General features: G+C 72.5%; 11 protein-coding genes. All 11 read left to right on the plus strand.

Annotated elements, in window-relative coordinates; genetic code table 11:
- Positions 1–327: 327 nt before the first annotated feature.
- The 11 genes from mraZ to murC all read left to right on the plus strand — a co-directional run bounded on the left by mraZ (position 328) and on the right by murC (position 13786).
- Positions 328–759 carry a division/cell wall cluster transcriptional repressor MraZ gene (gene mraZ, locus BFL37_RS01305; RefSeq protein ID WP_012038555.1) on the plus strand — a complete coding sequence of 144 codons (432 nt, stop codon included), beginning with the start codon at positions 328–330 and terminating at the stop codon, positions 757–759.
- A gap of 103 nt (positions 760–862) precedes the next feature.
- Positions 863–1819, plus strand: coding sequence for a 16S rRNA (cytosine(1402)-N(4))-methyltransferase RsmH (gene rsmH, locus BFL37_RS01310; protein ID WP_086513372.1), 957 nt, complete (start codon positions 863–865; stop codon positions 1817–1819).
- On the plus strand, positions 1816–2490 hold the full coding sequence (locus tag BFL37_RS01315; RefSeq protein ID WP_086513373.1) for a hypothetical protein: 675 nt from the start codon (positions 1816–1818) through the stop codon (positions 2488–2490). The genes rsmH and BFL37_RS01315 overlap by 4 nt, the downstream gene beginning before the upstream one ends.
- A gap of 91 nt (positions 2491–2581) precedes the next feature.
- The gene (locus BFL37_RS01320; protein ID WP_086513374.1) at positions 2582–4363 is read left to right on the plus strand and encodes a peptidoglycan D,D-transpeptidase FtsI family protein; all 1782 of its coding nucleotides are present in this window, start codon (positions 2582–2584) and stop codon (positions 4361–4363) included.
- A gap of 12 nt (positions 4364–4375) precedes the next feature.
- On the plus strand, positions 4376–5920 hold the full coding sequence (locus BFL37_RS01325; protein ID WP_086513375.1) for a Mur ligase family protein: 1545 nt from the start codon (positions 4376–4378) through the stop codon (positions 5918–5920).
- Between the two features lies 1 nt (position 5921).
- Entirely contained in the window at positions 5922–7331 is a 1410-nt protein-coding gene (locus BFL37_RS01330; protein ID WP_086513376.1) for a UDP-N-acetylmuramoyl-tripeptide--D-alanyl-D-alanine ligase, read from the plus strand.
- On the plus strand, positions 7325–8434 hold the full coding sequence (gene mraY, locus BFL37_RS01335) for a phospho-N-acetylmuramoyl-pentapeptide-transferase (protein WP_086513377.1): 1110 nt from the start codon (positions 7325–7327) through the stop codon (positions 8432–8434). The genes BFL37_RS01330 and mraY overlap by 7 nt, the downstream gene beginning before the upstream one ends.
- Positions 8435–8436: 2 nt before the next feature.
- Positions 8437–9981: a UDP-N-acetylmuramoyl-L-alanine--D-glutamate ligase gene (gene murD, locus BFL37_RS01340; protein ID WP_086513378.1), complete on the plus strand. Its 1545-nt coding sequence runs from the start codon at positions 8437–8439 to the stop codon at positions 9979–9981.
- On the plus strand, positions 9938–11227 hold the full coding sequence (gene ftsW, locus BFL37_RS01345; protein ID WP_086513379.1) for a putative lipid II flippase FtsW: 1290 nt from the start codon (positions 9938–9940) through the stop codon (positions 11225–11227). The genes murD and ftsW overlap by 44 nt, the downstream gene beginning before the upstream one ends.
- Positions 11224–12315 (plus strand): undecaprenyldiphospho-muramoylpentapeptide beta-N-acetylglucosaminyltransferase, encoded by a 1092-nt coding sequence (murG, locus tag BFL37_RS01350; RefSeq protein WP_086513380.1) that lies wholly within the window; start codon positions 11224–11226, stop codon positions 12313–12315. The genes ftsW and murG overlap by 4 nt, the downstream gene beginning before the upstream one ends.
- Before the next feature lie 40 nt (positions 12316–12355).
- A complete protein-coding gene (murC, locus tag BFL37_RS01355) occupies positions 12356–13786 on the plus strand; it encodes a UDP-N-acetylmuramate--L-alanine ligase (protein WP_086513381.1) in 1431 nt (476 codons plus the stop codon).
- Positions 13787–13916 lie beyond the last annotated feature (130 nt).

Here is a 13916-nt window from a genome sequence, read left to right on the forward strand (position 1 = left end):
GGCGGTCCTCCACCGCCCTCCACTCGACCCGAAGGGGCCGATCCCGCACTGGGATCGGCCCCTTCCGTCGTCCCACCGCCCCTCCCGATCCCTCCCCGGCGCCCTCCGCGCGGTCCTCCGACCGCGTGGAGGGCGCTCTCGCATGCCCGCGGCGCGCCGGAGCCCACATCCCCCTCCACTTCCCTCCCCGCGCATCGAGGCCCGGATCCACTGGCATCGGGGGACACGCACCGCGAATTCACCGTGGCGCCCTGGCGGCGGGTGGAGGGCGGTGGAGTAAAGTGGAGCAAGTCCTGAACCACGGCCGGAGAGACAGGGGGTGTCGGTGTGTTCCTCGGCACCCATTCGCCTCGTCTCGACGACAAGGGGCGGCTCATCCTCCCCGCGAAGTTCCGCGACGAGCTCGAGGGCGGCGTCGTCATGACGCGCGGCCAGGACCGCTGCATCTACGTGTTCACGACGCGCGAGTTCGAGGAGCTGCACGACCGCATGCGCCAGGCGCCCTTGGCGAGCAAGCAGGCGCGCGACTACATGCGCGTCTTCCTGTCCGGGGCCAACGCCGAGACGCCGGACAAGCAGCACCGCATCACCATCCCGCAGGCGCTCCGCACCTACGCGGGCCTCGACCGCGAGCTCGCGGTCATCGGCGCGGGCAGCCGCGTCGAGATCTGGGACGCCGGCACGTGGGACGAGTACCTCACCGCCAACGAGAGCGCGTTCGCCGACACCGCGGAGGAGGTGATCCCCGGACTGTTCTGACCCCGGCCCCTGACTCCCAGCCGTCCGACGCCCTGCCGCACTTCCCCGGTGGCAGGTCGGGACGGATGGGGATCAGGAGTCGCGGACAGGGCATCGGGTCGCCATGGCCATCGACGACATCCACACCCCCGTGCTCCTCGAGCGCTGCCTCGAGCTGCTCGCCCCCGCCCTCCAGGGCGAGGGCGCCGTGCTGGTCGACGCCACCCTCGGGATGGCCGGCCACTCCGAGGCGTTCCTCGACGCGCTGCCCGGGCTCCGCCTCGTCGGGCTCGACCGCGACCCGGACGCCCTCGCCATCGCGGGGGAGCGGCTCGCGCGCTTCGGCGACCGGGTCCACCTCGTGCACACCGTCTACGACGGGATCGGGCGCGCGCTCGACGGGCTCGGCATCGGCGAGGTGCAGGGCGTGTTCTTCGACCTCGGCGTCTCGTCGCTCCAGCTCGACCGCGTCGAGCGCGGCTTCTCGTACTCGCAGGACGCCCCCCTCGACATGCGCATGGACGGGACCGCGGGTCTCACCGCAGCCCAGGTCGTCGCGGAGTACGACGAGCTCGAGCTGCGCCGGATCTTCTACGACTACGGGGAGGAGAAGCTCGCGCCGCGCTACGCCAGCCGCATCGTCCAGGCGCGGGAGGTCGAGCCGATCACGACGTCGGCGCGGCTGGTGGAGATCATCCAGCAGGCGACGCCCGCCGCGGTGCAGCGGGCCGGGCACCCCGCGAAGCGCGTGTTCCAGGCGCTGCGCATCGAGGTCAACCAGGAGCTGAGCGTGCTCGCGCGGGCCATGCCCGCCGCGATCGACCGGCTGGCCGTCGGCGGCCGCGTCGTCGTCGAGTCCTACCAGTCGCTGGAGGACCGCATCGTGAAGCGCGAGCTGCGCACGCGGTCCACGAGCACGGCGCCCGTCGGGCTCCCCGTCGAGCTGCCCGAGCACCGTCCGGAGCTCAAGCTCCTCGTCCGCGGCGCCGAGCTCGCGGACCAGCACGAGATCGCCCGCAACCCCCGCGCCGCTTCCGTCCGGTTGCGCGCCGCCGAACGAGCCAGGAGGCGACACGCATGACCGATGCAGCACGCGCGACCGCGCGTCCCCGGATCCGGCCGTCCGCCGAGCCCGCCACCCGCCACATCGAGGTCGTCGCCACCCGCGGCCAGCGCCGGGCCCGCCCCCGCACCGTCTACGCCGTGATCGTGGTGGGCGGGCTCTTCGCCGTCCTCCTCGCACAGCTCCTCCTCTCCATCGGCCTGTCCGACGGGGCGTACGCGATCCAGTCGCTCCAGCAGCAGCAGAAGGAGCTGGACCGCACCCACCAGGCGCTCACCGAGGACGTCGACCGGCTGTCGTCCCCGCAGAACCTGGCGCGCAACGCCCAGGCGCTCGGCATGGTCGCGAGCGCGTCCCCCTCGTTCCTCTCCCTGGACGGCACCATCCAGGGCACGCCCCAGGCGAAGGACGGGGCGACCACGCCGCTCACCGCCGACACGCTCATCGGGAACTCGCTCCTCACCGGCGTGCCGCTCACCATCGAGAGCGACCCGACGAAGCGCGCCGCCGCCGTCCAGGCAGCCACCTCGCAGGACGGCGCCGCCGCGGTCGACCCCGGGTCGGCCATCCCCGGGTCCGCCGAGGCCACCGGCGGGGTGACCGCCGGGAGCCCTAGCGCGCCTCCGGCGTCGGGCGCGGCCTCCGGGCTAGCGTCGGCCACGGCGATCCCGACCCCGCAGACCCGCTGATCCCGCGCCCCGCCGAGGGGTCGCGGCCACCGCACGACACCGCTCCGACGGAGCACAGCACCGCACCGCAGGCACCGAGAGGAACCCCCGAGTGAGCACCATCTCGAACCGACGGCGCATCGCCTTCTCCCTCATCGCGATCCTCGCCGTCATCGGGGTCTTCGTGGTCAAGCTCATCGACATCCAGGTCGTGCAGGCCTCGGAGCTCAACGAGGAGTCGCTCGGCAAGCGGGCGATCTCGCAGGTCCTGCCCGGCGTCCGCGGCAGCATCTACGACGCCGAGGGCAACGTCCTCGCGGGCAGCGTCCTCCGGTACGACGTGACCATGGATCCGTCGAAGGCGGCCGACTTCACGCGCACGGTGACGGGCGAGGACGGCGAGCCCGCCAAGGAGGACGTGTCTCTCGCGGACGCCGAGGCGCAGCTGGGCGCGATTACCGGGCAGAAGCCCGAGGAGATCCACGGGCTGATCACGGGCGCGCTCGACAAGGACCCGAAGTCCCTGTTCGCCTACGTCACCAAGGGCGTCGACGTCGACGCGTACCTCGCCATCCGCGACCTCAAGATCCCGTGGATCTACTTCCAGGCCGTCTCGAGCCGCACCTACCCGAACGGGCAGATCGCGGGGAGCATCCTCGGCTACATCGCCGGTGACGGCAACGTGAAGGCCGGGCTGGAGCAGGAGTACGACTCGTGCCTCGCCGCCCGGGACGGCGCGCAGACCTACGAGCGCGGCGCGGACGGCGTGCCCATCGCGGGCAGCACCGTGACGCAGCAGCCCGCGGTCGACGGCAGCGACGTGATGACCAACATCGACACGGACCTCGAGTACTTCGCGCAGACCGCGGTGGCCGAGCAGGCCGTGAAGGTCGGAGCCGACTACGGGCACGCCACCATCGTCGAGGTGAAGACCGGCAAGGTCCTCGCGGTCGCCGAGTACCCCTCGGTCGACCCCAACGACGTCTCGGCCACGAAGTCGGACGACCGGGGGAGCCGGGCGTTCAGCCTGCCGTTCGAGCCCGGATCCACGCTCAAGGCCGTGACCGCCGCCGCGCTCCTCGACTCGGGCAAGGCCGACCCGGGCACCCGCGTCGTGGCGCCCTACACGTTCACGCGGCCGAACGTGAACCTCAGCGACAGCTACGTGCACCCCGACCTCCGCTTCACGCTCGCGGGCGTGCTGATGGACTCGTCGAACACGGGCATCTCCGCGCTCGGCGAGCGCCTGTCGGCATCGGACCGCTACGACTACCTGAAGAAGTTCGGCGTCGGCGAGAAGACGGCCATCGACTTCCCGGGCGAGAGCAGCGGCCTCGTGCGCCCGTGGCAGGAGTGGGACCCGCAGACCAACTACGCGACCATGTTCGGCCAGGGCCTCACGACCACGGCGCTGCAGGTCGCGAGCATCTACCAGACCATCGGCAACCACGGCGTGAAGCTGCCGCTGTCGCTGGTCTCCGGCTGCAAGCAGGCCGACGGCACCGTGACCGACCAGCCCGACACGACGGGGGAGCAGGTCATCTCGCCGCAGGCCGCCGACTCGACCGTGAACATGCTCGAGACCGTGGTCACCGACGGGCACCTCTCGAAGGACCTGACGATCCCCGGCTACCGCGTCGCCGCGAAGTCCGGCACGGCGCAGGTCGCCGAGGCCGACGGCAAGTACGGCAAGAACTACCTGGTGTCGATCGCCGGGCTCGCGCCGGCCGAGGACCCCCAGTACGTCGTGTCGATCAGCCTGGCCAATCCGGATACCATGAAGTCCTCGGCGGCCGCGGCGCCGGTCTTCCAGAAGATCATGTCCCAGGTACTGAAGACCTACCGGGTCCCGCCCTCCAGCGTGCCGTCCCCGAACCTCCCGACGACCTACTGAGAGATGAGGGCGATGACCTCCCCTGCCACCCCCGCCCTCCGCCCCGAGCATCCCGTCGCACGGTCGCTGTCCGGCCTGGTGCGCGACTTCGCGCTCGACGTCTCCGGCGACGTGGACGACGTGGAGGTCACCGGCGTGACCCTGTCCTCCGGCGACGTGCAGCCCGGCGACCTCTACGTGGGCCTCCGCGGGGCCCGTGCGCACGGCGCCCGCTTCGCGACGGCCGCGGCCGAGAGCGGCGCGGTCGCGGTGCTCACGGACCCCGACGGCCTGGCCGACGCGCAGGGCTCCGGGCTCCCGGTGATCCTCACCCCCGACCCGCGCGCCGCGCTCGGCGACATCGCCGCGTGGGTCCACCGCTCCGCGGAGAACCCGGCCACGCTCTACGGGGTCACGGGCACCAACGGCAAGACGAGCGTGGTCTACCTGCTCGACGGGCTGCTCCGGCAGCTCGGCGTGGTGACGGGGCTCACCTCCACGGCCGAGCGCCGCATCGGCGAGGAGAGCATCACGAGCCGCCTCACCACGCCCGAGGCGAGCGAGCTGCACGCGCTCCTGGCGCGCATGCGCGAGGCCGAGGTCCGCGCGGTCACGATCGAGGTCTCGGCGCAGGCCCTCACCCGCCACCGGGTCGACGGACTCGTCTTCGACGTGGCCGCCTTCATCAACCTGAGCCACGACCACCTCGACGACTACGCCGACTTCGAGGAGTACTTCGAGGCGAAGGCCGCGTTCTTCGACCCCGACCGCGCGCGTCGCGGCGTCGTCTCGCTCGACACCGAGTGGGGCCAGCGCATCGTCGAGGGATCCCGGATCCCGATGACGACGATCTCCTCGAAGCCCGGCGTCGAGGCCGACTGGACCGTGACGGTGCTCGAGCAGACCCCCGACTCCACCGGGTTCCGCCTCGAGGGGCCCGACAACCGCGTGCTCGTCTCGCGCGTGCCCGTGCCCGGCTGGTTCATGGCGGCCAACGCGGGACTCGCGATCGTGATGCTCGTCGAGTCCGGCTACGACCTCGACGCGGTGGCGCACGTGCTCGACCGCGACGGCGGCGTCCAGGCGTACATCCCGGGCCGCGCCGAGCGCGTGTCGGGCGAGCGCGGCCCCCTCTTCTTCGTCGACTACGGCCACACGCCCGACGCCTTCGAGCAGACGCTGCAGGCGCTGCGCCCGTTCACGCCCGGCAGGCTCGTGATGGTGTTCGGCGCCGACGGCGACCGGGACACCACGAAGCGCGCCGAGATGGGCGCGATCGCGGCCCGGCTCGCGGACGTCGTCGTCATCACCGACTACCACCCGCGCTACGAGGACCCGGCGTCGATCCGGGCGAGCCTCATCGCGGGCGCCCGGGCCGCGGTGCCCGACCGCGAGATCCACGAGGTGCCCGACCCCGCCACGGCGATCCGCACGGCGGTGTCGCTGGTCGGCGAGGGGGACACCATCCTCGTCGCCGGACCCGGGCACGAGGACTACCACGAGGTGGCGGGCGTCAAGATCCCGTTCTCCGCCCGTGACGACGCGCGCGCGGCCCTCCGCGACGCAGGCTGGAGCTGACATGATCGCCCTCACCCTCGCCGAGATCGCCGAGGCGGTCGACGGCCGGCTGCTGCTGCGCGGCGACGCGACCGCGCAGACCGTCGTCGACGGCGCGGTCGACACCGACAGCCGGCTCATCGCCCCCGGCGGGATCTTCGTCGCCAAGCCCGGCGAGGAGACCGACGGGCACCTGTTCGCGCCCGCGGCCGTCCAGGCCGGGGCCGCGCTCCTCCTCGTCGAGCGCGAGCTCGACCTGCCCGTGCCCCAGGTGCTCGTGCCCGACGTCGTCGACGCGCTCGGCCGGCTGGCGCACGAGGTCGTCGCCCGCGTGCGCGCCCTCGGCGACCTGCGGATGGTGGCGGTCACCGGATCCAACGGCAAGACCACGACCAAGAACCTGCTGCACGCGATCCTCGAGACCCAGGGCGAGACCGTGTCGCCCGTCGCGTCCTTCAACAACGAGGTCGGCGCGCCGCTGACGATGCTCAAGGTCACGCGCTCGACGCGGTTCCTGGTGGCGGAGATGGGCGCGAGCGGGCTCGGCGAGATCACGCGGCTCATCCGCATGGCCAAGCCCGACGTCGGCATCGTGCTCACCGTGGGGCTCGCCCATGCGGGCGGCTTCGGCGGCATCGAGCAGACGCTCGTCACCAAGACCGAGATGGTCAAGGACCTCCTGCCCGAGGACACGGCCGTGCTCAACGCCGACGACCCGCGGGTCTCCTCCATGAGCGACAAGACCGAGGCGCCCGTGCTGTGGTTCGGGCGGGACGCGCGCGCCGCCGTCCGCGCGACCGACGTCGTCGCGTCCGCGGCCGGCACGACCTTCACGCTCCACCTGCCCGACGGATCCACGCGCCCCGTGTCGTTCCGGGTGCTCGGCGAGCACCACGTGACCAATGCGCTGGCCGCGGCGGCGGGCGCCTGGGCGCTCGGCGTCGACGGCGACTCCATCGTCTCCGCGCTGCAGACCGTGCAGCGCGCCGAGCGCTGGCGCATGGAGGTCCTCGGCGGCAACGGCGTCACGATCATCAACGACGCCTACAACGCGAGCCCCGACTCCATGGCGGCAGCGCTCCGCACGCTCGCGCAGATCCGCGGGCCCGAGCAGCGCACGGTCGCGGTCCTCGGCGAGATGAGCGAGCTCGGCGAGTTCTCCGAGGAGGAGCACGACCGCGTGGGCCTCCTCGCGGTGCGCCTCAACATCGGCCAGCTCGTGGTCGTCGGCCGACCCGCCCGCCGCCTGCACCTCGAGGCCATCGCGCAGGGCTCCTGGGACGGCGAGTCGATCTTCGCCGAGGACGCCGCGGAGGCCCGCGAGATCCTCGACCGGATCCTCCGCGACGGCGATCTCGTGCTCGTCAAGTCGTCCAACTCCGCGGGGCTGCGGTTCCTCGGCGACGAGCTGGGGGAGAAGTACGCGTGGTAGCCCTCCTCGGCGCGGGCGCCATCTCCCTCGTCTTCACGCTGTTCCTGACGCCCCTGTTCATCAAGCTGTTCCACCGGCTGCAGTGGGGCCAGTTCATCCGCGACGACGGCCCGCAGTCGCACCACACGAAGCGCGGCACGGCCACCATGGGCGGCATCGTCATCATCCTGGCGAGCGTCATCGGGTACTTCGTGGGGCACCTGCTCACGTGGGACGGGGTCCGCTTCGACCCGGTGACGCCGTCGGGCCTGCTGGTCGTGTTCATGATGGTGGGCCTCGGCTTCGTCGGATTCCTCGACGACTTCCTCAAGACGCGCAAGCAGCAGTCGCTCGGGCTCGGCGGCTGGCAGAAGATCGCCGGCCAGGTGCTCGTCGCCGCGGTCTTCGCCGTGCTCGCCATCACGCTGCGCGACCCCGTCTCGGGCCTCACGCCCGCGTCCACCGCCATCAGCCTGTTCCGCGACCTGCCGCTCGACTTCATGGCGCTCGGCACCGTCATCGGCACGGCGCTGTTCATCGTCTGGATCTGCCTCATCGTCGCGAGCACCTCGAACGGCGTGAACGTGGCCGACGGCCTCGACGGCCTGGCCGCGGGCGCGTCGATCTTCTCGATCGGCTCCTACGTCATCATCGGCTTCTGGCAGTTCAACCAGTCGTGCGACAGCGTCTCCAGCTACCAGAACGAGTACCGCTGCTACGAGGTGGCGAGCCCGCTCGACCTCGCGATCATCGCGGCCTCCATCGTGGGCGCGCTGATCGGCTTCCTCTGGTGGAACACCTCGCCCGCGCAGATCTTCATGGGCGACACCGGATCCCTCGGCCTCGGCGGCGCCCTCGCGGCCCTCGCGATCCTCAGCCGCACCGAGCTGCTGCTCGTCTTCATCGGCGGCCTGTTCGTGATCGTCGCGGGGTCGGTGATCCTGCAGCGCATCTACTTCAAGCTCACCCACGGCAAGCGCATCTTCCTCATGAGCCCGCTCCACCACCACTTCGAGCTCAAGGGGTGGGCGGAGGTCACGGTCGTCGTGCGCTTCTGGATCATCGCCGGGCTGCTGGTCGCGGCCGGCGTCGGCACCTTCTACCTGGAATGGATCACGCAGTAGAGATGGCAGACGGCACCTCCGACGACGAGACGGCGCTCCCGCGTCCCGACTCCCTGCACAGCTGGCACGACGACTGGACGGGCCTCCGCGTCGCCGTCCTCGGCCTCGGCCGCACGGGCTTCTCGGTGGCGGACACGCTCGTCGAGCTCGGCGCCGACGTGCTCGTGGTCGCCTCCGACGCGTCCCCCGAGCGGCTGGCGCTGCTCGACGTGATCGGCGGGCGCCTCGTGCGACCCACCGACGAGGAGCCCGTCCCCGCGGAGCTCGTGGCCTTCGCTCCCGAGCTGGTCGTGGTCTCGCCCGGCTACGCGCCCACGCACCCGCTTCCCGCGTGGGCCACGGAAGCGGGCATCCCGCTGTGGGGCGACATCGAGCTCGCGTGGCGCGTGCGCGACAAGACGGGGACGCCCGCCGAGTGGATCACCATCACCGGCACCAACGGCAAGACCACCACCACGCAGCTCACGGCCGCGCTCCTGCAGGAGGGCGGCGTGCGCGCCGTCCCGTGCGGCAACATCGGCCTGCCCGTGCTCGACGTGGTGCGGCACCCCGACGGCTTCGACGTGCTCGTGGTCGAGCTCTCCAGCCACCAGCTGCACTACATGCGCGAGGTGCGCCCCTACTCCAGCGCGTTCCTCAACCTCGCCGACGACCACCTCGAGTGGCACGGGTCGAGGCGGGCGTACGCCGCCGCCAAGGGCCGGGTCTACGCCGACACCCGCGTCGCGTGCGTGTACAACCGCGCCGACCGCGCCACCGAGGACGCGCTCCGCGAGGCGGACGTGCAGGACGGCGCCCGCGCCATCGGCTTCGGCCTCGACGCGCCCGGCCCGAGCGACCTCGGCATCGTCGACGGGATCCTCTGCGACCGCGCGTTCCTCGAGGAGCGGGCGACGTCCGCGCTCGAGCTGACGACGCTCGACGAGCTGCGCGCCGTGGGCCTCGCGGCCCCGCACATCGTTCAGAACATCCTCGCGGCTGCCGCGCTCGCGCGCTCCTACGGCGTCCCGCCCCAGGTCGTGCGCCAGGCGCTCCAGCGCTTCGAGCTCGACAGCCACCGCATCGAGCGCATCGGGGAGCGCGACGGCGTCGCGTTCGTCGATGACTCCAAGGCCACGAACCCGCACGCCGCCTCCGCGTCGCTCGCGGCCTTCCCGTCCGTGGTGTGGATCGTCGGCGGCCTCCTCAAGGGCGTCGAGCTCGACGAGCTGATCCGGGCGCACGCCGGGCGCCTGCGGGCCGCGGTCGTCATCGGCGTCGAGCGCGCGCAGGTGCTCGCGGCATTCGGGCGACACGCGCCCGACGTGACCGTCCTCGAGGTGGCCGAGAGCGACACTGAGGTAATCATGCGGTCCGCCGTGCGGCTCGCGGCGGGCGTGGCCCGGGAGGGCGACACCGTCCTGCTGGCCCCGGCGGCGGCATCCATGGACCAATTCACCGACTACGCCGACCGCGGACGCCGATTCCGGACCGCGGTCGACCACCACCTGGGAGGTGCGGCGGATGACACTGCCCCCGAGAACGACGCGGACCCCTCGCGCGGCTGACGCGCAGGGCCCCCGCGGTCCGCGCACCCCGTCCGCACCCGACGAGGACGCGCAGGAGGGGACGCAGCGTCGCGGCCTCGCCGCGCGGATCCACCTCGGCCGCGCCTTCCACGCGGAGAGCGGCTCCTACTTCCTGCTGCTCGGCACGACGCTGTTCCTGGTCGTCTTCGGCCTGGTGATGGTGCTGTCCTCGTCGAGCATCGACTCGTTCGTCGCGGGCGGCGGCTTCTTCGGCATCTTCCTCAAGCAGGGCATGTTCGCGCTCATCGGCGTGCCGCTCATGCTCGTGGTCTCGCTCGTGCCGCCGATGTTCTGGAAGCGCTGGGCCTGGGTGCTCCTGCTCGCCGCGTGCTGCGTGCAGCTGCTCGTCTTCGGGCCCATGGGCGTGAAGGTCGGCGAGAACATCGGCTGGATCCGCATCGCCGGCACCACGTTCCAGCCGGCCGAGCTCATCAAGGTGGGCCTCGTGATCTGGCTGGGCTTCATCCTCGCGAGGAAGCGCCACCTGCTGCGCACCTGGCCGCACATCCTCATCCCCGTGCTGCCCGTCGCCGGCGGCGCGGTCGGCCTCGTGGCGCTCGGCGGCGACCTCGGGACCGTCATCATCATGGCGAGCATCGTCCTCGGCGCCCTGTTCTTCGCGGGCATCCCGATCGGCAAGCTCACGCTCATGCTCACGATCGGCTCCGTGCTGGCCGTGCTCATGACCGTGATCAGCGACAGCCGCATGCGCCGCGTCACCGAGTTCCTCACCGGACAGTGCGACTACGCGGGCGGCTGCTGGCAGTCCACGCACGGCCTCTACGCCCTGGCCGCCGGAGGGATCTTCGGCGTCGGCCTCGGCAACTCGAAGGCGAAGTGGATGTGGCTGCCGGAGGCCGACAACGACTACATCTTCGCCATCATCGGCGAGGAGCTCGGCCTCATCGGCGCGATCGTCGTCATCCTCCTGTTCGTGGTGCTCGCCATCGGCTTCATCCGCGTGATCCGCGCCAACACCGACACCTTCGCGCGGGTCGCGACGGGTGCCGTCATGACGTGGATCGTCGTCCAGGCCTTCGTGAACATCGGCGTGGTGCTCAACCTGCTCCCGGTGCTCGGGGTGCCGTTGCCGTTCGTGTCGTCGGGAGGCTCGTCGCTCGTGACCACGCTCGTGGCGATGGGCATCGTGCTCGGCTTCGCGCGGAGGCCCACGACCGAGGAGTCGCCCGACGTGGTCCCCGCCGTCATCGGGATGCGCTCGTGACGGTCTACCTGCTCGCGGGCGGCGGCACGGCGGGGCACGTGAACCCGCTGCTCGCCGTCGCCGACGAGCTGCGCGCGCGCGAGCCGGAGGCCACGATCCTCGTCCTCGGCACGCGCGAGGGCCTCGAGTCCCGGCTCGTCCCTGCCCGCGGATACGAGCTGCTCACCATCGCGCGCCTGCCGTTCCCGCGCCGTCCGAACCGCGCCGCGGTGACGTTCGCGCCCGCCTTCGCGCGGGCGGTCGGCCAGATCCGGCGCATGATCGCGGAGCGCGGCATCGACGTGGTCGTCGGCTTCGGCGGCTACGCGGCCGCGCCGGCCTACCTCGCCGCGCGCCGCTCGGGCGTGCCCGTGGTCGTGCACGAGGCGAACGCGTCGCCCGGGCTCGCCAACCGGCTGGGGGCGCGCGTCGCCATCGCCGTCGGCATCACCTTCCCCGACACCGTCCTCCCGCGCGCCCGCGTCGTCGGCATGCCGCTGCGCCGCGAGATCGCGACCCTCGACCGCGCCGCCGTCCGCGACGCCGCGCGCGCCGAGCTCGGCCTGGACGCCGACCGACCGACCCTGCTCGTCACGGGCGGGTCCACGGGTGCGCGCAGCCTCAACCGCACGGTCGTGCAGGTGGCCGAGCGCATCACCGCGACGGGCGCGCAGATCCTGCACATCGTCGGCGGCGCGCAGGAGTTCACCGACCCGGGCGTCGAGCGCTACCACGTGGTCGGCTACTCCGACCGGATGGAGCTCGCCATCGCCGCCGCCGACCTCGTCGTCTCGCGCGCGGGCGCGGGCGCCCTCTCCGAGCTCACCGCCGTCGGGCTCCCCGCGGTCTACGTGCCGTACCCGGTCGGCAACGGCGAGCAGGCCGTCAACGTGCGCGGCGTGGTCGCGGCCGGCGGCGGGATCGTGGTGGCCGACGCCGACTTCACGCCCGACTGGGTGCTCGCCCACGTGCTCCCGCTCCTGTCCGACCCGGCGGCGCTCGCGCGCATGTCCCGGGCCGCCGCCTCCGTCGGCGCGCGCGACGGGGCCGCCCGCATGGCCGACCTCGTCCGCGACGCCGTCGCCGCCCGCCCTGCCGCGCGGCGCTGACCGCCGCCGCCCCGCTTCCCACCGCCCGAGGAGACCGCACGTGATCGCACCCGACCTGACCATGGACATCCCGACCGAGCTCGGGCGCGTCCACTTCGTGGGCATCGGCGGATCCGGGATGAGCGGCATCGCGCGCCTGTTCCTCGCCGCCGGCCACCGCGTCACCGGATCCGACTCCCGCGACTCCGACGCCGTCCAGGCGCTCCGCGAGCTCGGCGCCGAGATCCACGTCGGCCACGACGCGGCGCACGTGGGCGACGCCGAGGCGCTCGTCGTCACGGGAGCGCTCTGGCAGGACAACCCCGAGTACGTGCTCGCGAAGGAGCGCGGCCTGCCGATCCTGCACCGCTCGCAGGCGCTCGCCTGGCTCATCAGCGGCCAGCGCCTCGTCGCCGTCGCGGGCGCGCACGGTAAGACGACGTCCACCGGCATGATCGTCACGGCGCTGCTCGAGGCCGGTCGCGACCCGTCGTTCGTCAACGGCGGCGTGATCGGGGGGCTCGGCGTCTCCAGCGCACCCGGATCCGAGGAGCTGTTCGTCGTCGAGGCCGACGAGTCCGACGGCTCCTTCCTCCTCTACGACACGGCCGTCGCGCTCATCACGAACGTCGACGCGGACCACCTCGATCACTACGGCTCGCACGAGGCATTCGACGACGCCTTCGTGCGCTTCGCGAGCGCGGCGTCCGAGCTCGTGGTCATCTCGAGCGACGACCCCGGCGCGCGACGCGTCACCGCCCGCATCGAGGGCCGCGTCGTGACGTTCGGCGAGGACCCGTCCGCCGACTTCCGGATCACCGACATCGTGACGGAGGGCCCCGTCGCCTTCACGATCACCCACGACGGCGTCGCGCGCCGCGCCGCGCTCCGCGTGCCCGGCCGTCACAACGCCGTCAACGCGGCCGGCGCCTACGCGGTGCTCGTCGGCCTCGGCGTGGATCCCGACGACGCGATCGCGGGCCTCGCCGGCTTCACCGGAACCGGCCGTCGCTTCGAGCTGCACGCGGAGGTCCGGGGCGTGAGCGTCTACGACGACTACGCGCACCACCCGACCGAGGTCCGCGCCGCGCTCGAGGCCGCGCGGACGGTCGTGGGGGAGGGTCGCATCATCGCCGTGCACCAGCCGCACCTCTACAGCCGCACGCAGATGATGGCGGGCGACTTCGCGCGCGTCTACGAGGAGCTGGCCGACCACACGATCGTGCTCGACGTCTTCGGCGCCCGCGAGGACCCGATCCCCGGCGTCACCGGTGCCCTCGTCTCCGAGCGCTTCGAGGACGCGCGCCGCGTCGACTACCTGCCCGACTGGCAGCAGGCGGCCGACCGCGCGGCGGAGATCGCGCGCGACGGCGACTTCATCGTCACCCTCAGCTGCGGCGACGTGTACCGGATCATCCCGCAGGTGATCGGCGCGCTCGAGGGTCCCTCCGGATCCGCGCAGCCCACCGCGTCCTCCCGGCTCCGCGAGTGAAGCGGCCCGAGGGCTTCGACCGGCCCCGGGTCCCGAAGCCGCCCGCGTCCGACGCCCCCGCCGACGGCGGCGCCCCCGCCCCCCGGCGCCGCGGCTCCCGTCCCGACCCGCCGAGCGCGAAGCCATATTC

This window comes from Clavibacter michiganensis (assembly GCF_002151125.1).
GTDB classification, from domain to species: Bacteria; Actinomycetota; Actinomycetes; order Actinomycetales; family Microbacteriaceae; genus Clavibacter; species Clavibacter michiganensis_C.